Here is a 21,371-nt window from a genome sequence, read left to right as displayed (position 1 = left end):
GGCGCTTAGACACGTTCCAGTATCTCCTCAGTAAGGCTGTAGTACTCGGAAGCGCCGGTAGATCTTGGAGCGAAGGTGAAGATGGATTCTCGGTACGCCGGCGACTCCTCCAGGCGAATCGATTTCGACACCGTCGTCTTGAAGAGCTTGCCCTGAAAAACGGTGTCTATCTGCTTCTGGATGTCTCGGCCGAGGACCGTCCGGCGATCGTGAAGCGTGATCACGACGCCCAGAATCTGGAGGCTTGGATTGGGGCGACTCTTGATCTTCTCGATGGTCTCGAGGAGGTCGTCGGTACCTTCGAGTGCGAAGTAGGAGGACTGAATCGGGATGATGATGTGGCTGGCTGCGACCATCGCATTGACGGTGATCATGCCGAGGGTAGGGGGTGTGTCGATGAGAATGGCGTCGTAGGCTGACGCAACCTCGGCCATCTTGTCCTTGAGGCGGTAGTGGCCGTCGATCTCCCCTATCAGCTTAGACTCGACTTTCGCGAGAGAGATCTTCGCGGGGGCCACCCAGAGGCCCGGGAAGTTCGTCTCTCTAATGACGGAGGAGATGGGAACTTCGGGGTCGACGAGAACCTCGTACATCGATGCGCCGATCGTCCGGCGATCGATATAGGACATCGTTGAGTTACCCTGAGGATCCAGATCGACGAGGAGGGTGCGGAGCTTCTTCTGGGCGAGTGCCGCGGCGACGTTGATCGCTGTCGTCGTCTTGCCCACTCCGCCCTTCTGGTTTGTGACCGCGATAATCATGGGAGCTGGCGAGGATACGGGCTGGAGCGCCGGTTCTCAAGGTGAAGAGGAACTCTTTCTCTGCGAATGGCTTGGCGCCAGCATCACCGGGCCGTCTGCCGCGCGCGCCCGAGAGGCGTCACATCTTGTACTTTCCGAGAGATTCCGGATCGGCTTCTTCGAACCACTTCCGAAGGCGCTCATGGCTCTGCGCCTCTTCGGAAGCGTCCTGCGCCCGGCTCATCTCCAGGACCTCCTCCGCGACGAAAACGGGCGAGGATGTCCGGAGCGCCAGGGCGATGGCATCTGACGGGCGGCTGTCGACGATGACGGTGCGTCCGCCGGCAACGAGGTGGATTTCCGCGAAGAACGTGTTCTCGTGCAGCCTCGTGATGACGACAAGATCGACGACCGCATCCAGAGACGAAATCGTCTCCTTGAGTAAGTCGTGCGTCAGTGGCCGGGGCGTCTTGACGCCTTCGAGCTGAAGGGCGATTGCGTTCGCCTCGAATACGCCGACCCAGATCGGGAGGAAGCTTCTGTCGTCGGCATCGCGCAGGATGACGACGGGCATGTTCGCAACGGGGTCGACGATCAGCGCCTTGACGTTCATTCTTACGAGCACGACGACACCCCTTCCCCACCGAATCTGAAAAGCTCAGGGACGCGATTCAAGACGCGGCGCTCGTGCCGCTCGTTTCGGATGGGCGAACCAGGCGAAGGGGCCGGGCCAGGAGGGAATTGGAGAGGCCCTTTTCGACCACGGCTCGCACGAAGGTCCCGGCGGGAGTCCCGGGAATACCTTCGATGTGGACGAGGTGGTTGAATGGAGATCGACCCGTAACCCGCTGACCGGTCCTGTCACTGCCCTCGACGAGCACCTCGAGGACGCCGCCGACGATCGCCTCGTTGGCCTGGAGCTGAAGCGCCTGCTGGTAGTCGTTGAGCCGGGCGAGGCGCTCCTGTGCCACAGGGACCGGGACGTCCTGTTCCCATCGAGCCGCTGCCGTGCGGGGCCGGGGCGAGTAGGTGAAGCAGAACACCGATGAGAAGCGGACCGCATCGAGAACGCCGATGGTCGCCGCGAAGTCCTCTTCCGTCTCTCCTGGGAACCCGATGATGATGTCCGTCGACATTGCGATTCCCGGGATGGCCGCGCGGAGTCTACCGACGAGGTCGAGGTATCCGTTCCGCGTGTACTGGCGTTTCATCCGGCCGAGAATCCGATCGCTGCCCGACTGGAATGGCAGATGGAGCGCCGGGCAGACGACTTCGCTCCCGGCCATCGCGGCGATCAGGTCATCGTCGAAGTTCCTTGGGTGCGACGTTACGAATCGGAGCCTGCGGAGACCGCTGATGGCGGAGATCGCCCTCAGGAGCGGCGCGAGCCCCTGCCCTGTCACCGGGTCTGAATAGGCGTTTACCGTCTGACCAAGCAGCTCGATCTCGACGACCCCATCGCCGACGAGACGCCGGCATTCCTCGACGATCTCGGCCATTCGGCGGTTGCGTTCGCGGCCGCGGGTCATGGGAACCACACAGAAGGTGCAGTTCTTGTTGCACCCTTCGATGATCGTGATGGAAGCGCGATGGGCAACCGTTCGCGCGACCGCCCCGGGCGTGTAGGCGACCTCGTCCATGTCGAAGCCGACTTCCACGGGCCGGTCGCCTTCCTTCTCGACCCTTCGGACGATCGCCGGGAGGAGCTCGATCCTCCCGGTCCCGAGCACGAAGTCGACGGCGGGTGAGCGCCGGAGGATCTCCTCCCCTTCCTGTTGCGCGACACAACCGCAGACGCCGAGGAGGAGACCGGGCCTGAGCCGCTTGCGGGCGGCGATCCGCCCGAGATAGTCGTAGACCTTCTGTTCGGCCTTGTCCCGGACCGAGCAAGTGTTCAGCAGGACGAGGTCGGCCTCGTCGGCAGTGGGGACTTCAAGGTAGCCCTCCCTGGACATCAGTCCGACGAACCGTCGGCTGTCCAGCTCGTTCATCTGGCAGCCCCAAGTCTCGACGAAGACTTTTCGTATGTCCGGCTCCGGCGCTTTGGCCGGAGCGGTGCTCGTCGGATCGTCTTTCAGCGGAGCCATCCAGGAGGCGTCCCGCTTCTCCGCGCCTCTTCCTCGAGCTCCACGAGACGCGTTCGCGCAGAATCGGCCTCCAATTCCAGGAGGCGCAGCTTCTCTTTCGCTTGATCCCACGCTGGACGGATGACGCGCTCCCTGTAGTTGCCGTCACTCCACGCGTAGAAGTCGTTCTCGAGGCGTTTCGATTCTTCCTGCACCGCCGACAAGCCCGATTCCGCACTTGCGATGCGTTCTCGCGCGATCGTCGCGAGTCTTCGCCAGTCCGCTTCCGTACGTCCACTCGCATCCCGGTACTCGGGAATGACGACCGGACCGACCGTTGGTGTCGGCGGCACCTTGACTTTGGGCCTGGCTTTTCCCGATCCCGTGATGCTGATCGACGCGGGAGTCGGTGTCGCAGGTCCGGACCTCAGGGACTCGTTCGTTATCACGATGCTCCGAGGTGATTTCTGCCCTCCGCTCGTTCCTTCCACTTGCGTCTTTCCTGCGGCTCCTGTCAGGGTGTCGGTCCTTGCGGCGAGGGCGGTCGGCGACGTCGCGGGAGGAACTCCGAAGCTCCCTCCACCTAGCTTCCTGGCCGGCTTTCCTGATGGAGTCGGGGTCGGCTCCGCGCCCGCAACGACGAGGGATGCCAGAAGGGCGGAAGCCAGCATCGCCAGTGACGCACGATATTTCATGGCTGCGACGTACCTTCCCGACCGTAGCGGTCTTCGAGCCGGACGACATCGTCCAGCTCGGGGCTGGAGACCTCGACGACGAGGACGTCGCCTGCGGCCGCGAACATCCGGTGACGGGTTCCAGGGGTGACGTGAAAGGTCTCTCCCGGAGCGAGGGAGAGGAGAACCCGCTCGCCTTCGATCTCGGTCTCCATCCCGAGCGTCCCCGCGAGGACATGTATCGTCTCTTCCTTCACGAGGTGGTACTGAAAGGACAGCGTCTCTCCGGACAGGATGGAGATCAGCTTCCCGGCGTATCTTCCGTTGGCGGCGAAGACCCGTTCGCTTCCCCACGGTTTCGACACGATGCGGTCGGTCGTCTTCATGCGTTCACCGCTGCCCGGGTCTCAGGGTCGCCGCTCAGCAGGGCCTCGGCCTCCCGTGCCAGAAGGGCGGCGACGTCATCGGGCGTCGAAAGGGAAAGCGCGGCGCGTGCCATCCTCGACGCGTCGGCCGCCGAGGCGCACCGGGCGACGTCCTTCAGGAGAGGCACGGATCGAGGTCCCATCGAGAACTCACGGATGCCGAGGCCCAGGAGAAGAAGGAAGAGGGCGGGGTCGGCAGCCATCTCACCACAGACGGCGAGGGGCTTCCCGGCGGCGCGGGCCGCGTCCTGCACCCTGGCCACGAGGCGGAGGATGGCCGGGTGATGTGGCCTGAAGATGTCCGACACGGCTTCATTCGCACGGTCCGCGGCGAGCGTGTACTGGGTCAGGTCGTTCGTTCCGAGGGAGAGGAAGTCGACTTCCGGAGCGATCAGGTCGGCGGTGATCGCCGCCGACGGGACCTCGATCATCGCGCCGATCGGTACGCTGTGAGGGACGTTGACGCCGCGCTCGAGGAGCTCTTCCCTGGCTTCCTCGACGAACGTCCTGACCCTGCGCACGTCCTCGACGCCGGCGACCATCGGAACGAGGATTCTGAGGTCCCCCTCCGAGGCAACCGAGAGCAATGCACGGAGCTGGGTCCGGAACATTTCCGGGTGGCTGAAGCAGAGCCGGACCCCGCGGAGGCCGAGGACGGGGTTCTCTTCGGCGCCGGACAGGTGGCGGGCGCCCTTCTTGCCGCCGAGGTCGTACGTTCGGATGACGACGGGCCGGGGCGCGAGCTGCGACACGACAGCCCGGTAGATGGCCGCCTGGGTGGCCTCGTCGGGGAACTCCATACCGTCGCCGGAGAGATAGAGAAACTCCGAGCGAAAGAGCCCGACGCCATCGGCACCGTATTCGAACACGTCCGGAACCTCGCGGGCGAGCTCGATGTTGGCGCGGATCGCCACATCCTCGCCGTCGCGCGTCCGCGCGAGGCCGGAGAGACTTCGCTCCTTGAGGGACCGCTCCCGGGTCGCATCGCGGCCCTGGCGTTCGCGAAAGAGGGTGAGGACGTCCTCCGACGGCTCCCGCCAGACGACCCCTTCCCGACCGTCCACGATGAGCCGGTCCCCGTCCCCGATCGAGGCGAGGAGCTTCGGTATCGCGACGACGGCGGGCAGCCCGAACGAGCGGGCGAGGATCGCAGCGTGCGAGGTCTTGCCTCCGCGTTCCGTGACGAAAGCGACGACCTTGTCGCGCGGAATGCGCACGGCGTCGGAGGGGGTCAACTCGTCCGCAACGATGACGCACGCGTCGCCCGTGAGCGAGGCGAGCCGGTCGACGGCCGCCTCCCCTTCTCCGAGACTCCGCTTCAGGATCGCGGCGACGTCGTCGAGGTCGGAGGCCCTGAGGGCGAGGTCCTTGTCGGGCAGGTCTCGCAGCCGCGAGGCGAGACCGTCGGCGACGACTTCCACCGCCCACTCGGCATTCACCCTCTCCACCCGGATCTTCTTCTCGATCGGACCGAGGAAGGATGGGTCCCTCAGGAAGAGAGCGTGCGCCTGGAAGATCGCGGCGTACTCCTTGCCGAGGCGCTCCTCGACCTGCCCCGCCATCTCGCCGATCTCCCGGATTCCCGATTCCACGGCGAGACGGAGCCTCTCGAGCTCCGTTGGGACCTCCTCGGCATCGAGGTCTCTCCGGGGCGAGGAGTCGGCACGTGCCAGCCAGACGGCGGCCCGGCCGACGGCGATTCCCGGAGACACGGGAATCCCGGAGAGCGAAAGGGACCGCTTCATGAGCCGAGATTGTAGCCTTCCGGGGGATTACTCCGACTCGTCGAACCGCCTCTCGACGAGATCCGCCAGCGCCGTCATCGCTTCCGCCTCGTCGATCCCCTCCGTCCGGACGACGATGGGAGTCCCTTTCCCCGCGGCCAGGAGGAGCAGGCCGAGGATGCTCTTCCCGTCGACGTCCTCGCCATCCTTGGAGAGCGTCACGCGGGCCGTGTAGTGGGCGGCGGTATGGACGAGCTTCGCCGCCGCGCGCGCGTGAAGGCCGAGCCGGTTCTTGAGGACGACGGTCTTTTCGATCACGCGGGCCGCTTCTCCGTCTCCATCAGCTCCCCGGCCGCGACGATCGCGCGGCGCCCCTTCTCCACGAGCGTCCGGGCCATTTCCGAAGGGTCCTTGCCCTCGCGCGCGAGGGCTCGCGCCTTCATGACCATCGGCAGGTTGACCCCCGTGACGATCTCGATCCGCCCCTTCTGCAGGAAGGCGAGCGCGAGGTTCGACGGCGTGCCGCCGAACATGTCGGTCAGGAGGACGACACCCCGCCCCCGGTCGGCTTTCGCGATCGCCTTCTGGAGTCGATCGGAAGCGTTCTCGGGGGCCTCGTCCCACGCCAGGGAAAGGGCCCCCAGAGGCTCGATCTGCTCGGGCTCCAGCACGTTCACCGTCTCCCTCAACGCGTCCGCGAGCGGGCCGTGCGAGAGCAGGAGGAGACCGACGTTTGCCGCGAGCCCCGCGGGCGTTTCTTCGGATTTCTTCATGGTCCTTCTCGGGTGTCGTCGCGATGGGCGATCCGGACGGGGTAGCCGGCGGCGGCCAGATCCCGTCCGAGACGTTCGGCGACGTAAACGGAACGGTGACGCCCCCCGGTGCATCCGACGCCGATCGTGAGGTACGCACGGTTCTCTCGGCGATAGTTGGGAAGGCAGAAGAGAAGAAACTCCAGGAGGCGCCTGTAAAACGGGCCCGTCGCGACCCCTTCCTCGATGAATCGGGCCACTTCGGGGTCGCGCCCCGTCCTGGGCCTCAGTTCCGGTACGAAGTGGGGATTCGCGAGGAACCGCACGTCGAAACAGAGGTCGATCGACGGCGGCACGCCGTGCTTGAACCCGAACGAGACGATCGACACCGCGAGCACTCCCGGGTCTCCCGGCGCGCGAAAGTGCTCCGCGAGGACGGAGCGAAGCTCGTGGACCGTCATCGCGGTCGTGTCCAGAACGAGGTCGGCCTTCCCTTTTACCTCGGCGAGCAGGTGGCGCTCCCACGAGACGGCCTCGGTCAGGGTTCGTTCCTGGGCGAGAGGGTGGGGGCGACGGGTCTCGGAGAAACGCCGGTAGATCGTCGGGTCGTCCGCCTCGAGGAAGACGACGGTGACGGGGAGGAGGGCTCGAAGGTCGTCCAGAAGCGTGGGGAACGCCTCCGCGAAGCCCGGGTTTCGGACGTCGAGAACGACCGCGGTCCTCCCCTTCTGCCCTCGCCCCGACGCCATTTCTTCGCTGAACCCCCGGAGGAGCGACAGAGGGAGGTTGTCGATCGTGTTGTAGCCGATGTCCTCGAGGGCGTGCGCCGCGTAGGACTTTCCGGAACCGGAAAGGCCCGTGACGACGAGGAGGTGGTGCTCGCTCGCGGCGTCGCTCACGCGTCCACCGCCCGGCGGCGCCTGCGCGGGGGCCGTTTCCGTTCCCTGTCGGAGGCGCTTCGGCGGGCGATCTCCTCGTGCACCCGGGCCGCCATCTCCTTCGCGGCGTTGTAGCCGCGGCGTTTCAAGAGGTGGTTGCGGGCCGCAATCTCGACCAGGAGGGCGACGTCACGACCGGTCGCGACCGGCATCCTCACGAGCGGGACGGCGACGCCGAGAATCGTCTCGGTCTCCTCGTCGAGGCCGAGGCGATCGTACTCGACGCCCTCGACCCAGTGGGACAGCCGGATGACGAGCTCGACGGTGTGCCGTTCGAGGACCGCCGCCACGCCGAACAGGAGCGGCACGTTGACGATTCCGAGGCCCCGAAGCTCCATGTGGTGCCGAATGACACCCGCCGACGAGCCGACCAGTGCGTCGTTGTGGAAACGCTTGACGACGACCAGGTCGTCGGCGACGAGGCGGTGGCCGCGCTGGACGAGGGCGAGGGCGCACTCGCTCTTGCCGACTCCCGAATCGCCGAGGAGGAGCGTCCCGAGCCCGCCGACCTCCACGAGCACGCCGTGGAGCGTCACGCGGGGAGCGAGGGATTCCTCCAGGAAGGCCGTCAGGCCTTCGATGACGGTGCTCGTCAGGCGCGGCGTCACGAAGAGCGGGACGTCCCTCTCCTGACACAGGCGCTTGAGAACGGCGGGCGGACGGATCCCCTTCGTGACGATGACGCACGACATCCCCAGCGCGGTGAAGGCGTCGAACCGTTCCTTGACGACGCGCGGGGAGAGAGTCCGCAGGTAGTCGAACTCGCTCTCGCCGAGGATCTGCACCCGCCTCGCCCGGACGTAGGGCAGGAACCCGGCGATGGCCAGCCCCGGCTTCTGGACGCGCGGCCACTCGATCGGACGGTCCAGCCCGGCGCGCCCCGAGACGAGCTTCAGCCCGAGCGGCGCCAGGGCGGGCAACTCGAGGTCGGCGGCCCTGACATGCGGCTTCGTCTCGGGGGGCGTAGGGAGCATCGAGGATTTCCTAGACCGGGGTCAGGACCACGACCGACCCGTCCTTGCGGCGATAGAGGACGCGAAGGGCCTCGTCGGACGGGTCACGGTAGGCGAAAACGTCCTTCTTGCTGTGACTGAAGGCGTGCAGGGCGTCCTCGTCGAACATCCGTCGAGCCTCGTAGGTCTCGCTCCGGGGCGGCTTCTCGCGCGCGGGGACGGGCGGTTCGGCCGGGGCGGCCGGGACGGCCTTGCGCACGGCGGAGGTCGTGTGCTTCTTCTCTTCCTTGACCCGCGCCTTCGTCTTCTTCGCCTGCGCGGCGACCCGGTCGAGGGCGTTCTGCGCAGCCGTCAGCTGGTCGGCCGCCACCGCCTCCGCGGCCCAGGTCCGCTGTCGGGCCGAGATCGTGACCTCGACGAGCACGCCCCTCTTCTCGAGGCGGATGACGACCTTTGCGTCGGCCTCCCTGGGGAGGACCTTGGAGAGCTTGTCGAGGCGCTTCTCGATCGTGTCCTTCGTCTTCGCGTCGACGGTGAGACGCCGGGCCGTGATTTCGACTTTCATCGTGCCTCCTTGCTACTCCTGCGTTGGGGCCTCACGCCGGAGGACCGGCTGGCCCACGCTCCACCTTTCGGATCGAGCTGGACGGAATGTGCAGCTCCTCGCGGTACTTCGCGACGGTCCTCCGGGCGATGCGGATTCCCTCGCGGGCGAGGAGCTCGGCGAGGCGCGCGTCGGACAGGGGGTGCGCCGAGTCCTCGGCTTCGACGAGGGCGCGGATCTTCCCCTTGACGGCGAGGGACGAGACGTCCTCCCCGGCCGAAGAGCTGATCGCCGAGTGGAAGAAGAACTTCATCGGGAGGAGGCCCCGGGGCGTCGCCATCCACTTGTTGGAGACGACGCGCGAGACCGTGGATTCGTGCATCCCGATGTCGTCGGCGACGTCCCTCAGGATCAGCGGCCGCAGGTGCGCCACACCCCAGTCGAGGTAGTCGCGCTGCTTGCGGACGATCGATTCTGCGACCCTGACGATCGTCCTCTTACGCTGGTCGAGGCTCTTCATGAGCCACTGGGCCGCCCGCATCTTCTCGCGCAGGTAGCTCCGGCCCTCTCCGTCGAGAGGAGCCGTTGCTCGAGACGAGGAGGCGGCGATAGAAGGAAGAGATCTTCAGGCGGGGAAGGCCGTCGTCGTTGAAGAGGACGACGTAGTCGTCGTCGACTTTCACGACCTGGACGTCGGGCTCGACGTAGATCGTTCGCGAGGAGTCGTAGCAGCGCCCGGGCTTCGGGTCGAGGTGCTTCAGGACCTCGATCGCCTGCTGGAGCTCTTCGACCGGAACGTTCATCTGCCGCGCGAGGACGGGGACCGCCTTGCTCGCGAGGTCGGCGAGCCGGTTCGTGAAGAGGTCCTCGAGGAGGGGCGTCGCGACGCCCGCGGCCCGCGCCTGGATCAGGAGGCACTCGGGCAGGTTCCGGGCTCCGACACCCACCGGATCGAACGACTGGAGGAGGGCGAGCGCGAGGTCCGCCTCTTCCTCGGTACACGGGATCGCGGCGCAGACCTCCGGGAGCGTGATGCGCAGGTACCCGTCCGCGTCCACGTTCCCGATCATGAAGGCGCATGCTTCCCGTACGACCGGGACCGCCTCCGAGACGCCCAGCTGCTCGGCGAGGTGGGCATCGAGGCCGGGAGGGGCTTCGGCCCGGTTCTCCAGGGAGAACTCCTCACCTTCCTCGTTCATCCTCGGGGCGGTCGAGGAGCTCCCCTCGAGGTAGTCGCCGAAGTAGGACTCGAGATCGATCGCTTCGAAGGACGACTCCTGGGTCGACTCGGCCGGGATCTCCGCCTCGGCCGTTCCCGGCGCGGGCTCGGGAGGCGCCGATTCCTGGGGAACCGCATTTCCCTCTTCCCAGGTCGAGCCGGCGGTGTCGGGACCGTCCGCGCCCTCGCCCGGGCGGTCCGCGGTCCCCGCGTCCTCCCGCTCCTGCGAGGCGACCGGTTCCTCGGCCTCGGCCGACGGCGATTCCGGGGTCTCGTCCTCCTCCAGGACCGGGTTCTCGACGATCTCCTGGGTGACGACGTCCTGGAGCTCCAGACGCGTCATCTGCAGCAGCTTGATGGCCTGCTGCAGCGTCGGCGTCATGACGAGCCGCTGCGAGAGCTTGAGGGAGAGTTTCTGTTCGAGTCCCACGATGAATGAAGCGCGCCGGACGGCGTGATCTCTTCTGCGATTCTAGTCCAGCCGGAAGCGGTCTCCGAGGTAGACCCGCCGCACCTCGGGGTCCTCGGACAGCGTGACCGGCGAACCGGTCCTGAAGATCACGCCGGCGTTGATGATGTAGCCGCGGTCGACGATGGCGAGGGTATCCCTCACGTTGTGATCGGTGATGAGGATGCCGATGCCGGTCGTCGCCAGTTCCCGGATGACGTGCTGCAGGTCGAGGACCGTGATGGGGTCGATTCCGGCGAAGGGCTCGTCGAGGAGGAGGAAGCGGGGAGACAGGGTCAGGGCGCGGGCGATTTCGAGGCGCCTCCGCTCGCCCCCGGAGAGCGTGTCGGCGACGGACGTCGAGAGATGGGAGAGCTTGAACCGGTCGAGGAGCTCGTGGGCCCGCTCGAGCCGCTCGTTCCGGGAGAGGAGTGGCAGCGTCTCGAGGATCGCGACGAGGTTCTCGAGGGCGGTCATCTTGCGGAAGACCGACGCCTCTTGAGGGAGATAGCCCACGCCCCGCCTGGCGCGCCGGAACATCGCGAGCTCCGTGATCTCCTCTCCGTCGAGGAGAACGTGCCCGGCATCCGGCTCCACCAGCCCGACGACGATCGAGAAGGTCGTCGTCTTTCCCGCACCGTTGGGACCCAGCAGGCCGACGACCTCGCCCCCGTCCACCGTCAGGGACACTCCGTCGACGACCGTGCGGCCCCTGTAGACCTTCTTGAGCCCCTCTGCCGCGAGGCGCGGGCGTGTCTCGCTCAAATTCCCTCCGGTCGCAGGATCCCCTGGCTGGGGATCCCTGGTCCCGTTTCCACGTCGACGCGGCCGCTCCCTTTCTGGAAAGTCAGGCGAGCTCCGGTCATCCGGTTTCCCTTTCCGTCGAAGGCGGTCGCGGGCGTCCCCTCGAGTGCGATCGCCTCGGCCTGCGGTCGCCAGGTGGCCCTGGAGCCCTCGCCACGGCGCTTGTCGGCGCGGTCCTCGACCGTGACGTTCCCGCGAGCCTCCGCGTGGTCTATGGTTCGTTCCGGTCCGAGAACGACGTCCGTGACGTCGGCCTTCATCACCCACGTCCCGGAGCTGACGCTGGAAGAGCCTTCGATGCGCACGAGGCGATCGGCCTCGCGGTGCGTCAGGACGCTTCCTGACGCCGCGACCGTCTCGACGGCGGCGATGCTCGTCTCCGGATCGACCCTTCTCCGCCGGAGGGTTGCCCGGACGTTTCCTTCGGCACGGAGCGATCGGTCCCGGTCGTCGAGAAGGAGGGACTGCGCCCGAAGTACGTTCTCCTCCTGCCAGGCCGTGACGTTTCCGGTGAGGAGGACTCTCCGGTCCGCCGAGGTGACGCGGAGGAAGTCCGACTCGGAAGAGACGGGCGCATCCGACGTGGCGCCGAGGATCTCGGTCCCCTCGCGGCCCCGAAAGGTCGTCTTCACGCTTCCCGCCCCTTCGATCCGCTCGTCCCGGCGGAACCAGGTGAGGACGGTCGCAAGGACGCGGGTCTTCTCGTCCTCGTAGCGCGCCGGGGCGTCGACGGTCCCGGCGAAGACCGCGCTCTCGTCCGTCGCCCGAAGCGTGGCGCGAGGGGCGCTGACGGACGTCCTCGGTCCCTCGGCCAGCGTCACGCCGCCGTCCAGAATCGCGGTCTCGATCGTCCTCCCGTCGGGTCCGAAGGAGAGCTGCCCGCTGCCCGCCGTGAGGAGTCGCGCCGCCGGGGGTGACTTCGCGCCGTGACGCGCCTCCGGCGCCGACTCGGCCATGGAGAGCCTTCCGGGGACCGTCACGCGCGTCAGGGTCCCACCGGCGAGCGATGCCTCGAAGTCGGGCGAAACCGCATTTCGAGCGCCCGACGGGCCATCGGGAGGGATGTCGAGTCTCGCAGGGGCGCCCGAAAGCAGCAGTCTCGAGGCCGCGCCGGTCGCGTCGCGCCTTAGCTCCAGGCGATCCCCTTCCGCCCGGACCAGGCTCGTGAGAGCCTGTCCACGAACGGGAAGGAGCACTGCGACGACGGAGCCGTGCGCCCGCAGGTCTTCCGCCTCGCCGACGGGCTCCCGCTCGGCCTCGTCGCCCCGCAGGAGAAGCTCGTCGGTCCTCAGGACCACCGCTCCGCGGGCCGAGAACCCGCCGCCTCGCCTCAGGTCGACCTCGTCCGCGGAGAGCGCGACTCGCCGCCCCCTCTCGTCTGCCCCCCTCATGCGTACCTGCTTTCGGAATCGGACGACTCCCGCGGCCGTCTCGACGGAACCTTCGAGGGCCGTCGCGAAGAGCCCGTCCCGCAGGGCCGTGACGGGGCCCTCCGAGACGAGGAGCTTGAGGAGTGGGTCGTACCGGAAGGACACGCTTCGAACGCCGACCCCTTCCCCATCGATGCGTACTCCCTCGAAGACCCGGAACGCCTTGGTCGAGGGGACGAACTCCGCACGGGGAGCGGCGACGATCGCGGTTCGGCCCGTCGCCGCGTCGCGGCTCTGGAAGGTGACGTCCTTCAGCCGGAACATCCTGTCGGCGCCCTCGGCGAACGCGATCGCCTCGGCCGCCCGGAGCCGGTAGACCTCCGCCCCTCCACCCTCGCTCTCGGAATAGTCGAAGTCCTCGAACCGAAGCCGGTCGCGCTCTCCCTGCGACTCGCGCAGGAGGGTCTCGGCGACCTCGTCCCGCGCTTCCAGCGTCCGGGCACCCGAGGGCTGGTACGAAAAGACGACGAGGAGCGGGAAGCCTCCGAGCGCCAGGAAAGCGAGCGCGCGCCGGAGGACGCGTCGGGTCCTGCCCGTCATGCGCTCTCCACCCGGACTGCGTCGAGGACCGTCAGTCCCGGCCGGCCGAGGAACGCGTCGTGGGACACGTTCGCGAGGATGTCCCAGGCCCCCCTCCGGTCCGGCCCGGGAATCGTGCCGAGCGACCAGCCGACCGCTTCGAGACGGAGGCCGTCGCGCTCGAACGTCACGCGCAGGCCACGTTCCCCGACCGGCCTTCCGCGTCCGTCCCACCGGAGGGACGGCAGGAGGAAAAGAGGCCGCGGATTGCCCATTCCGTGAGGCTCCAGCCTCGTGAGAGCCTCGACGAGCGCCGGAGTCACCTCCACGGGTGCGAGCACCGTATCGGCCTCGTAGACGACGCTCCATTCTTCGTCGTCGCGGGCCTGGGCGAACGCGGCCTGTGCCTCGTCGCGAAAGGCCTCGAACCCCGCCGCCGGGACGGAGAGACCGATCGCGGCGTGGTGGCCTCCGAAGTCGGCCGCGTGCCTCCGCGCGACGGGAGCGAGGCGATCGAAGAGGGGCGTTCGCCCGCAGGTCCTTCCGCTGCCGCCGACACGGCCGTTGTCCCGCGAGAGGAGAAGGACCGGGCGATGGAGCGCCTGGGCGACTCTCGACGCGGCGATCCCGAGGACGCCACGATGCCACCCCTCTTCCGGCGTTCCGGCTTCAACCACGAGCGCGTCCCGGGAGGGGTCGAACGTCTTCTCGAGCCTCCCGAAGGCGGCCGCGACGACTCTCTCCTGCATGCGCCGCCGCTCGGTGTTCGCGGCTTCGATCTCGTCGGCGAGGACGTTGGCCCTGGCGGGGTCGGTCGTCGTCAGGAGTTCGAGGGCGCGAAAGGCGTGATCGATGCGGCCCGACGCGTTCAGGCGCGGCGCGATCCGGAAGGCCACGTCGTGAACCGAGGGGCTCTTGCCGGCCCTCACGGAACAGCGCGCGAGGAGAGCCGTCAGGCCGGGTGACCGGGGCTCGGCCAGGCCGGTGAGGCCCCACGACGTCAGGACCCGGTTCTCTCCCGTGAGCGGCACCATGTCGGCGATCGTCGAGAGCGCCGCCACCTTGGCGAGGGAGGCCATCCAGGACCGGACGGAACCGTCGCTGATCCCGACCCGGGCTCCATCCGTGCGCAGCAGCGCCTCGGACAGCTTCCAGGCGATGCCAGCACCCGCGAGCTCCTTGAACGGGTAGGGACAGCCGGGGATCCTCGGGTTGAGGAGGACGGCGCCCTTCGGCAGCTCCTCGGAAGGGAGGTGATGGTCGGTCACCACCACGAAAACGCCGCGGTCCACGGCCTCGCGAATCGGATCGACGGCCGTGATGCCGCAGTCGACAGTGACGATGCCCTCGGGAGCGTGCTCGTCGAGAACCCGGCGCAGGGTCTCGGCCCTCAGGCCGTAGCCGTCCAGGAGACGGTGCGGCACGAACGGGACCGCGTCGGCTCCGAGCCGTTTGAGAGTCGTCGTGAGGATGGCGAGGGCGCCGATGCCGTCGCAGTCGTAATCGCCGAAGACGACGACGCGGCCTCCGCGCTTTGCAGCCCGAACGAGGAGCTCCACGGCCTCCGGCATGCCGCCCATTCCGAACGGATCGTGAAGGGTCTCGATACCGGGCTCGAGCCACGCCCGGGCCTCGTCCGCCGACGCGATGCCGCGCGCCGCGAGAACGCGCGCGAGGGCGTCCGGGATCCCCAGCGCCCGCACGAGGCGCTCCGCCACGTCCGCGGAGTGCGTCCGAAGGGAGCGTGAGACTCGGGGCGGCGGGAAGGCCGGGGTCACCGGGTGGCCGCGGTCCCCTCCCAGGCCCCCATGCGGCGAAACTTCGCGTAGCGGGCTTCGAGGAGGGCGTCGATCGGGAGCGACGAGAGGCGGTCGAGGTGGCGCACGAGGGCGCGTCCGACCGCGTCGATCGTTGCGACGGGGTTCGAGTGGGCGCCGCCGGCCGGCTCCGGGATCACCTCGTCGGCAACGCCCAGTGCCTTGCAGTCGGCAGCGGTCATGCGCATCGCCTCCGCCGCTTCGCGTGCCCGAGCCTGATCCTTCCAGAGGATCGCGGCACAGCCCTCGGGAGAGATGACCGAGTAGACCGAGTGCTCCAGCATCAGGATGACGTCGGTCACGCCGATCCCGAGAGCACCACCCGAGCCCCCTTCCCCGGTCACCGTAGCGACGATCGGGACCCCGAGGCGGGACATCTCGAGGAGGTTCACGGCGATCGCTTCCGAGACACCGCGCTCCTCGCTCTCGATGCCGGGATACGCGCCTGGGGTGTCGATGAAGGTGAGGACGGGGCGGCGGAACTTCTCCGCGAGCTTCATGACGCGAAGGGCCTTCCGATAGCCCTCGGGCCGCGGCATCCCGAAGTTCCGGCGGATCTTCTCCTTCGTGTCGCGCCCCTTCTGGTGTCCGACGACGGCGACCGTTCTCTCGCCGAGGACACCGAAGCCGGCGACGATCGCCGGGTCGTCGGCGTAGGCGCGGTCTCCATGGAGCTCGACGAAGTCCCTCAGCAGAATCCGGACGTAGTCGAGCGTGAAGGGACGTGCCGGGTGGCGCGCCACGAGTGTCTTCTGCCAGGGCGTCAGGTTGGCGTAGATCTCGCCCGAGAGCTTGTCGAGCCGTTCCGTGAGCTTGCGGATCGCCTTGTCCCGCGCAGGACTCTCGGGATTCCGTTCAAGGCCGGCGATGCGCGTCCTCAGCCGCTCCAGCGGCTCCTCGAAGCGGTTCTCGACGCTCACCCCCGGAATGTACCAGACCGGGGGACTCCGGCACTCACAGGAGACTCTGCGGGTCGCGATCCAGGCGAGGTGGGGCGTCGAGCTCACGGAGCCTTTCCCCCGCCTCGGCGAGCGCCTCGCGCGAGTCGGACTTGATCAGGAGCTGGACGCGATAGAGGCCTTTGAGCCTCTCCAGCGGCGCCGGCGCGGGCCCGAGGAGACGCAGACGGGGCAGCAGACCGATGGCCGTCCGTCCCGTCCGGGCGGCCGCTTCCGCCTCGGGAAGCTCCCTGGCCGTCCAGAGCGCGAGCAGGAGGTGGGAGAAAGGCGGGTAGCCGAAGGTCCGGCGGAAGCGAAGCTCCCCCTCCGCGAAACGGGCGTGGTCCTGCGCCACGGCCGCCGCGATGGCCTCGTGCTCCGGGCGCGCCGTCTGGACCGCGACGATTCCGGGCCTGTCTCCTCGACCGACGCGACCGGCCGCCTGGGTGACGAGCTGGAACGTACGTTCGGCCGAGCGGAAGTCGGGAAACGAGAGAAGCGCGTCCGCGTCGAGGACCGCCAGAACCGTCGCGTTCGGGAAGTCGTGGCCCTTCGCCACCATCTGCGTCCCGAGGAGTGCCTGGGCCGATCCCGATTCGAAATCGGCGAGGACCCGGGCCGCTCCACCGCGTCGCGCCGCGGCGTCGCGGTCGAGAACGGCGTAGGGAATGCCGGGGAAGACCTCCTCGAATCGCTCCGCCAGGCGCTCGGTTCCGAAGCCGACCGGCATCAGGACCTCGGAGCCGCACGCCGGGCAGGCCCTGGGGCGCGGGACGAAGTCGCCGCAGTAGTGGCAGAGGAGCCTCTCTCCGCGGCGGTGGTACGTCCGCGCCACCGAGCACGAGCCGCAGCGGAAGTCGTGCCCGCAGGCCCGGCAGAGCAGCGACGGGGAGAAGCCGCGGCGGTTCAGGAGGACGATCCCCTGCTCTCCCCTGTCGAAGGCCCCCTGCAACAGCTCGATCGTGCGCAGGGCGAAGAGGACGCGGCCGTGGTCCCCGGGACGGGCCGGCTCGCCGCGAAGGTCGACGACTTCGACGTCTGCGCGGCCTCGCGCGGTGGGACGCCCGGGAAGGACGAGCCGGACGAGGCCCCCGTCGCGAGCCGCTTGTTCCTGCTCCATGGAGGGTGTTGCCGACCCGAGGAGGAGGACGGCCGACTCGCCGTGGGACCGGACGCGGGCGACCGTCCGCGCGTCGTACCTGGGCGCTTCGGCCTGCTTGTACGACGCGTCGTGGGACTCGTCGATCACGATGAGTCCGAGGTGCGGGAGGGGCGCGAAGACGGCCGAGCGCGGCCCGACCACGGCGTCGACCTCTCCGCGGCGGGTGCGTTCCCAGGCCGCGGAGCGTTCGCCGTCGGAAAGGCCGCTGTGGAGGAGGGCGACCCGCTCGCCGAAGCGGGCCACGACCCTCCGGATGAGCCCGGGCGCGAGGGCGATCTCAGGGACGAGGAGGATTCCCTGCCGTCCGAGGGCGATCGACGCCTCGAGCGCGGCGAGGTAGACCTCCGTTTTTCCGCTTCCCGTGATTCCGTCGAGGAGGAACCGGGCCTCCACGCCGCTCGCCAGCGCCGCCCTCACCGCTTCGACGGCATCTCTCTGCGCGACGGTCGGAACGACGGGGACGGACGCCCGCGGAGGAAGCGCGTGGACGGAAGCGTCGGCGGATCGCTCCTCTTCGACGACCGCGACGAGGCCTTCCTTCACGAGGGCCGTCAGGACCGAGGGGGTCGCGCCGGCGGCGCGAAGCTCGGCGGCGGATGCCGGCCGGCCGAGCGCGACGAGATGCGCGAGGGCGTTCCTCTGCTTCGGCCGGCGCGCGAGGCGCGGATCTGAGACGGCCCCCCGCGCGAGCCAGCTCTTCGTGAGGGGAGGTCTCGCAGCCCGCATCTCCTCTGACGGGACCCTGACGAGGCCCTCGTCCAGGAGAGCCCGGAGCGCCCGGGCGAGACCGCGGCTTCCGAGCCGGTCCGAGAGCTCTTGCTGCGTGGCCCGGCCGAGCTCCACGATGGCATCCAGAATCTCTGCGGACCTGCCCTCCCGGGGCCGGGCACCGACCGATCGGCTCGTCGGGACGTACGAGGCCTCCCCGAGGTCGAGGAGCCGGGAGGGGACGGCCGCCCGCAGGAGCTCTCCCGGAGGGGCGAAGTAGTAGGCCGAGGCCCGCAGCAGGAGGCCGACGAACGACGCCGGCAGGAAAGGCCGTTCGTCGAGGATCGACAGCACGTCCCTCTCGGTCGTTCCGTCCGGCGCCGGGACCGCCTCGCCGGGCGCGACGAGCCCCGTCAGGATGCGCGTACCGAACGGCACTGCGACGCGGGTACCGGGCGCGGGCCGCTCGAGGTCCGCGGGAATCCGGTACGTTGCGAGCTGGGGGAACCCGGTCGGAAGGAGGACCGCGACGCGCCGGGCGGTCTCGTCCGGAGCCACGGCGTCAGGCCGTCGTGCCCAGCCGGTTGTCCGGCTCGGTCCAGGGTTCGCCTTCTTCGCCTTCGCTTCCGGCGTCGACGTCGAGGAATCGGCCTTCGGAGGCCTGCCACCGCCAGCGCCGGGACACCTCGCGTTCGACGTCTTCCGTCACGACGAGAACGGATCGGTCGACCGTCAGGTCGCCATCCGAGAGCAGGAGCCCGCGCTCGACCCAGGCGGGGGCCGAGAACCCCTCGGCGTTGCCGAAGAACACCGCGATGTCGAAGAGCGGCTCGGGGCCATCCCGGCGGACGAAAGCCTGTGCGAAGTCGAGACGTCCGTCGGAGTCGAAATCACCCCGGACGAAGTACGGACGGTAGTCGCCGTACAGGATCCGCAGCTCCTCCCGGCTCTCCGAATCCGTCGCGTCGTCGTCGGTCGCGGGGCGCAGCCCGGAGCCGAGCGCTGCCGACACGGCCCGCTCCTCGGCGGATGTCCGTCCGGAACCGACGGGGCCTGCCGTCGGTTCCGCGGGAAGTGCGGCAACGGCCCTCGAACCGGGCGGGGGCGCGATGGCGAGGACGGTGCCGAAAGCGGCAAAAGCGCCGACGATCAGCGGGCCGAGAAAGCCGCGGGCGCTCACGCGCCCGGTTCTCCCCGTTTTCCGGGAATCGGGAGGCCCAGCTTGCGCAGGACCTGCTGCAGGTCTTCCCACGCTTCCTTCTTCTTCTCCGGCTGGCGCAGGAGGAAGGACGGGTGGTAGGTCGGCATCACGGGAATTCCACCCCGGCTGCCCCATCGCCCCCGAAGCCTGCTGATCGGCTCATCGGTCGCGAGCAGGAACTGGGAAGCGAACTTCCCCAGTGCCACCAGCACCGACGGCTTCACGAGCTCGATCTGCGCCTCGAGGTATGGCCGGCAGCTCGCGATCTCCGCAGGCTCCGGATTCCGGTTCCCGGGCGGCCGGCACTTCAGCACGTTCGCGATGTAGACGTCGCTCCGCGAGAGCCCCATGCCGGACTCGATCATCTTCGTCAGGAGCTGCCCGGCCCGGCCGACGAACGGGACACCGGTGGCGTCTTCGTCGGCGCCGGGAGCTTCGCCCACGAACATCAGCCGGCTCCGTCCCGTTCCGTCCGCGAAGACGGTCTGCGTTCGGGTCCGGCAGAGCCCACAAAGCTGGCACGCGGCGACGGCGGTCTGAATCGATGTGAGGCTCGCGAAGGAGGGGCCGTCCTGCGAGCCGCCCGCATCGACGGCAGGGCGCGGCGCCACCCCACGAGGTTCCCGCGGCGGACCGGCCGCGGCGCGCGAGCCCCCGTCGTCTCGCACTCGTGCCTCAGGATGACCCGGAAGGTGGATCTCCCGTACGCCCAGGTCCCTGAAGTACCCGAGGGCAGCGCTCAGGGCGTCGTTTCGGCGTGGTCGGCGGGTACGTGTGGGCATCGTTCGTCGAGGAGCGCGGCGAGGCGCTCGAGTATGCGCGCGGAGACGACGGCCTTGGCCGCGCGGGGGACGGGAACCGGGTCCGATTCGCCGGGGGCCAGGAGGAGAACCTCGTTCTCCTCGCTGTCGAACCCGATCCCGGGACGGGAGACGTCGTTGGCGACGAGGAGGTCGGCCCCCTTGTCGAGGAGCTTGCGGCGGGCGTTCCCGGCAAGGTCGTCCGTTTCGGCCGCGAAGGCCACGACCACCTGTCGGGCGGTCCGGACCTGCCGCACGGCGGCGAGGATGTCGGGGGCCAGCACCAGGCGGATCTCCGGGATCCCGCCGGCCCTCTTGATCTTCCTGGGCGCGAACGCCTCGGCCTGGAAGTCGGCGGGCGCGGCGGCCATGACGAGGGCGTCCGCGGACGGCATCTCGGCGAGGACCGCTTCGAGCATCTCCGCCGTCCTTTCGACCCGCACGAGCCGCACGTTCGGCGGTGGATCGATCGAGACGGGACCCGAGACGAGTACGACTTCGGCGCCCCGCTTCTCGGCCTCGCGCGCGAGGGCGAAGCCCATCCGCCCGGAGCTGCGGTTCGTCAGGAACCGGACCGGGTCGATCGGCTCTCGCGTCGGGCCGGCGGTGACGACGATCCGGCGTCCGGCGAGGCTCCGCGAGACCCTCGAAGCGCCCAGGACGGCCTCGACGATTCTGGGCGGGGCCGCCATCCTGCCCGGACCGACGTCGCCACAGGCGAGGTCTCCCGATTCCGGGTCCACGACGACCGCGCCGCGCCCCCGGAGGATCCGGAGGTTCTCCTGCGTCGCGGGATGGGCCAGCATCCAGGTGTTCATCGCGGGCGCGACGACGATCGCCTTGCGATGGGCCAGGGCGTAGGTCGAGAGTGCCTCGTCACCGATCCCGCGGGCCATCTTCGCGAGGACATCCGCCGTCGCGGGCGCCACCGCGAGGACCTCCCCCCAGCGCGCCAGCTCGATGTGGTCCACGGCGCCGGAGGCCGGGTCCCAGAGATCGGCGACGACGGGCGCTTTGGAGAGGACCGAGAGCGTGAGAGGTGTGATGAAACGCTGGGCGGCAGGCGTCATCAGGACACGAACGCCCGCCCCCCGGTCTACCAGGAGACGGACGATCTCGGCGGCCTTGTAGGCCGCGATGCCACCGCTGACGCCGAGCAGGACGCGCGGGGCCGGTGAGGCGCCTCCGCTCACGCCGCTGCGCTACGGCGTGATGAGGGGGAGCGGGTCGACCATCTCGGCCGGCACGCCCTCCACGTCGACGTCGGACTCGACGGGTCGCTGGCCCATCTGCCACTTCACGAGACCCCCTGCGACCTCGGCGAGCGCGATGCGCGAGAACTTCGTGTGCTTCGTCTCGAGCTTCGGGCGGGCGCCCAGCATCAGCTGCTCGGCGCGCCGCGAGGCGATGTGAACGAGCCGGAACTTCGACTCGATCAGGGGCGTGCTCGGGGTCGTCTCGGCGGATTCGGTCATCGTGTCGGCTCCGGGCTCTTCGTTCGTCATCAGG

22 protein-coding genes are annotated in these 21,371 nt (G+C 68.8%); all 22 read right to left on the bottom strand.

Annotated features, from left to right (window positions below; all coding sequences use genetic code 11):
- Positions 1–5 precede the first annotated feature (5 nt).
- The 22 genes from IPN03_01470 to rpoZ all read right to left on the bottom strand — a co-directional run bounded on the left by IPN03_01470 (position 6) and on the right by rpoZ (position 21,367).
- Positions 6–761, bottom strand: a complete 756-nt coding sequence (locus tag IPN03_01470; GenBank protein ID MBK9372425.1) for a ParA family protein — start codon at positions 759–761, stop codon at positions 6–8.
- Between the two features lie 118 nt (positions 762–879).
- A complete protein-coding gene (locus tag IPN03_01465; GenBank protein ID MBK9372424.1) occupies positions 880–1,365 on the bottom strand; it encodes a bifunctional nuclease family protein in 486 nt (161 codons plus the stop codon).
- Positions 1,366–1,411: 46 nt separating this feature from the next.
- Positions 1,412–2,731, bottom strand: coding sequence for a tRNA (N6-isopentenyl adenosine(37)-C2)-methylthiotransferase MiaB (gene miaB, locus IPN03_01460; protein ID MBK9372423.1), 1,320 nt, complete (start codon positions 2,729–2,731; stop codon positions 1,412–1,414).
- Positions 2,732–2,814: 83 nt separating this feature from the next.
- A complete protein-coding gene (locus IPN03_01455; protein ID MBK9372422.1) occupies positions 2,815–3,501 on the bottom strand; it encodes a hypothetical protein in 687 nt (228 codons plus the stop codon).
- Positions 3,498–3,866 (bottom strand): cupin domain-containing protein, encoded by a 369-nt coding sequence (locus IPN03_01450; protein ID MBK9372421.1) that lies wholly within the window; start codon positions 3,864–3,866, stop codon positions 3,498–3,500. The genes IPN03_01455 and IPN03_01450 overlap by 4 nt, the downstream gene beginning before the upstream one ends.
- A complete protein-coding gene (gene ptsP, locus IPN03_01445) occupies positions 3,863–5,650 on the bottom strand; it encodes a phosphoenolpyruvate--protein phosphotransferase (protein MBK9372420.1) in 1,788 nt (595 codons plus the stop codon). Before ptsP ends, IPN03_01450 begins: the two co-directional genes overlap by 4 nt.
- 27 nt (positions 5,651–5,677) lie before the next feature.
- Complete coding sequence (locus IPN03_01440; GenBank protein ID MBK9372419.1) at positions 5,678–5,947, bottom strand: HPr family phosphocarrier protein; 270 nt, start codon at positions 5,945–5,947, stop codon at positions 5,678–5,680.
- Positions 5,944–6,402 (bottom strand): PTS sugar transporter subunit IIA, encoded by a 459-nt coding sequence (locus IPN03_01435; GenBank protein ID MBK9372418.1) that lies wholly within the window; start codon positions 6,400–6,402, stop codon positions 5,944–5,946. Before IPN03_01435 ends, IPN03_01440 begins: the two co-directional genes overlap by 4 nt.
- Complete coding sequence (rapZ, locus tag IPN03_01430) at positions 6,399–7,280, bottom strand: RNase adapter RapZ (protein MBK9372417.1); 882 nt, start codon at positions 7,278–7,280, stop codon at positions 6,399–6,401. Before rapZ ends, IPN03_01435 begins: the two co-directional genes overlap by 4 nt.
- Positions 7,277–8,293: an HPr(Ser) kinase/phosphatase gene (hprK, locus tag IPN03_01425; GenBank protein ID MBK9372416.1), complete on the bottom strand. Its 1,017-nt coding sequence runs from the start codon at positions 8,291–8,293 to the stop codon at positions 7,277–7,279. The genes rapZ and hprK overlap by 4 nt, the downstream gene beginning before the upstream one ends.
- A 10-nt stretch (positions 8,294–8,303) precedes the next feature.
- Positions 8,304–8,837, bottom strand: coding sequence for an HPF/RaiA family ribosome-associated protein (locus IPN03_01420; protein ID MBK9372415.1), 534 nt, complete (start codon positions 8,835–8,837; stop codon positions 8,304–8,306).
- 31 nt (positions 8,838–8,868) lie between these two features.
- Positions 8,869–9,336, bottom strand: coding sequence for a hypothetical protein (locus tag IPN03_01415; GenBank protein ID MBK9372414.1), 468 nt, complete (start codon positions 9,334–9,336; stop codon positions 8,869–8,871).
- Complete coding sequence (locus IPN03_01410; GenBank protein MBK9372413.1) at positions 9,314–10,465, bottom strand: hypothetical protein; 1,152 nt, start codon at positions 10,463–10,465, stop codon at positions 9,314–9,316. The genes IPN03_01415 and IPN03_01410 overlap by 23 nt, the downstream gene beginning before the upstream one ends.
- A gap of 42 nt (positions 10,466–10,507) precedes the next feature.
- Positions 10,508–11,248: an LPS export ABC transporter ATP-binding protein gene (lptB, locus tag IPN03_01405; protein ID MBK9372412.1), complete on the bottom strand. Its 741-nt coding sequence runs from the start codon at positions 11,246–11,248 to the stop codon at positions 10,508–10,510.
- A complete protein-coding gene (locus tag IPN03_01400; GenBank protein ID MBK9372411.1) occupies positions 11,245–13,257 on the bottom strand; it encodes a hypothetical protein in 2,013 nt (670 codons plus the stop codon). Before IPN03_01400 ends, lptB begins: the two co-directional genes overlap by 4 nt.
- Complete coding sequence (gene recJ / locus IPN03_01395; protein MBK9372410.1) at positions 13,254–14,954, bottom strand: single-stranded-DNA-specific exonuclease RecJ; 1,701 nt, start codon at positions 14,952–14,954, stop codon at positions 13,254–13,256. The genes IPN03_01400 and recJ overlap by 4 nt, the downstream gene beginning before the upstream one ends.
- A 56-nt stretch (positions 14,955–15,010) precedes the next feature.
- Positions 15,011–15,982: an acetyl-CoA carboxylase carboxyltransferase subunit alpha gene (locus IPN03_01390; GenBank protein ID MBK9372409.1), complete on the bottom strand. Its 972-nt coding sequence runs from the start codon at positions 15,980–15,982 to the stop codon at positions 15,011–15,013.
- A gap of 25 nt (positions 15,983–16,007) precedes the next feature.
- A complete protein-coding gene (priA, locus tag IPN03_01385) occupies positions 16,008–18,419 on the bottom strand; it encodes a primosomal protein N' (protein MBK9372408.1) in 2,412 nt (803 codons plus the stop codon).
- Positions 18,420–18,423: 4 nt separating this feature from the next.
- The gene (locus IPN03_01380; GenBank protein MBK9372407.1) at positions 18,424–19,041 is read right to left on the bottom strand and encodes a hypothetical protein; all 618 of its coding nucleotides are present in this window, start codon (positions 19,039–19,041) and stop codon (positions 18,424–18,426) included.
- Positions 19,038–19,844, bottom strand: coding sequence for a uracil-DNA glycosylase (locus IPN03_01375; protein ID MBK9372406.1), 807 nt, complete (start codon positions 19,842–19,844; stop codon positions 19,038–19,040). The genes IPN03_01380 and IPN03_01375 overlap by 4 nt, the downstream gene beginning before the upstream one ends.
- Positions 19,802–21,055 (bottom strand): bifunctional phosphopantothenoylcysteine decarboxylase/phosphopantothenate--cysteine ligase CoaBC, encoded by a 1,254-nt coding sequence (gene coaBC / locus IPN03_01370; GenBank protein MBK9372405.1) that lies wholly within the window; start codon positions 21,053–21,055, stop codon positions 19,802–19,804. Before coaBC ends, IPN03_01375 begins: the two co-directional genes overlap by 43 nt.
- Positions 21,056–21,064: 9 nt before the next feature.
- Entirely contained in the window at positions 21,065–21,367 is a 303-nt protein-coding gene (gene rpoZ, locus IPN03_01365) for a DNA-directed RNA polymerase subunit omega (GenBank protein MBK9372404.1), read from the bottom strand.
- Between the last annotated feature and the right edge of the window lie 4 nt (positions 21,368–21,371).

The organism is Holophagales bacterium, from assembly GCA_016719485.1.
Lineage (GTDB): Bacteria > Acidobacteriota > Thermoanaerobaculia > UBA5066 > UBA5066 > UBA5066.
This window is presented reverse-complemented; position numbering and strand designations above follow the sequence as displayed.

Coding starts and splice junctions, on each gene's coding strand:
- IPN03_01435 (MBK9372418.1), bottom strand. CDS start 6,402: ATGAAGAAATCCGAAGAAACGCCCGCGGGGCTCGCGGCAAACGTCGGT.
- rpoZ (MBK9372404.1), bottom strand. CDS start 21,367: ATGACGAACGAAGAGCCCGGAGCCGACACGATGACCGAATCCGCCGAG.
- IPN03_01415 (MBK9372414.1), bottom strand. CDS start 9,336: ATGAAGAGCCTCGACCAGCGTAAGAGGACGATCGTCAGGGTCGCAGAA.
- IPN03_01400 (MBK9372411.1), bottom strand. CDS start 13,257: ATGACGGGCAGGACCCGACGCGTCCTCCGGCGCGCGCTCGCTTTCCTG.
- IPN03_01455 (MBK9372422.1), bottom strand. CDS start 3,501: ATGAAATATCGTGCGTCACTGGCGATGCTGGCTTCCGCCCTTCTGGCA.
- hprK (MBK9372416.1), bottom strand. CDS start 8,293: ATGCTCCCTACGCCCCCCGAGACGAAGCCGCATGTCAGGGCCGCCGAC.
- IPN03_01375 (MBK9372406.1), bottom strand. CDS start 19,844: ATGCCCACACGTACCCGCCGACCACGCCGAAACGACGCCCTGAGCGCT.
- IPN03_01470 (MBK9372425.1), bottom strand. CDS start 761: ATGATTATCGCGGTCACAAACCAGAAGGGCGGAGTGGGCAAGACGACG.
- IPN03_01450 (MBK9372421.1), bottom strand. CDS start 3,866: ATGAAGACGACCGACCGCATCGTGTCGAAACCGTGGGGAAGCGAACGG.
- IPN03_01420 (MBK9372415.1), bottom strand. CDS start 8,837: ATGAAAGTCGAAATCACGGCCCGGCGTCTCACCGTCGACGCGAAGACG.
- miaB (MBK9372423.1), bottom strand. CDS start 2,731: ATGAACGAGCTGGACAGCCGACGGTTCGTCGGACTGATGTCCAGGGAG.
- ptsP (MBK9372420.1), bottom strand. CDS start 5,650: ATGAAGCGGTCCCTTTCGCTCTCCGGGATTCCCGTGTCTCCGGGAATC.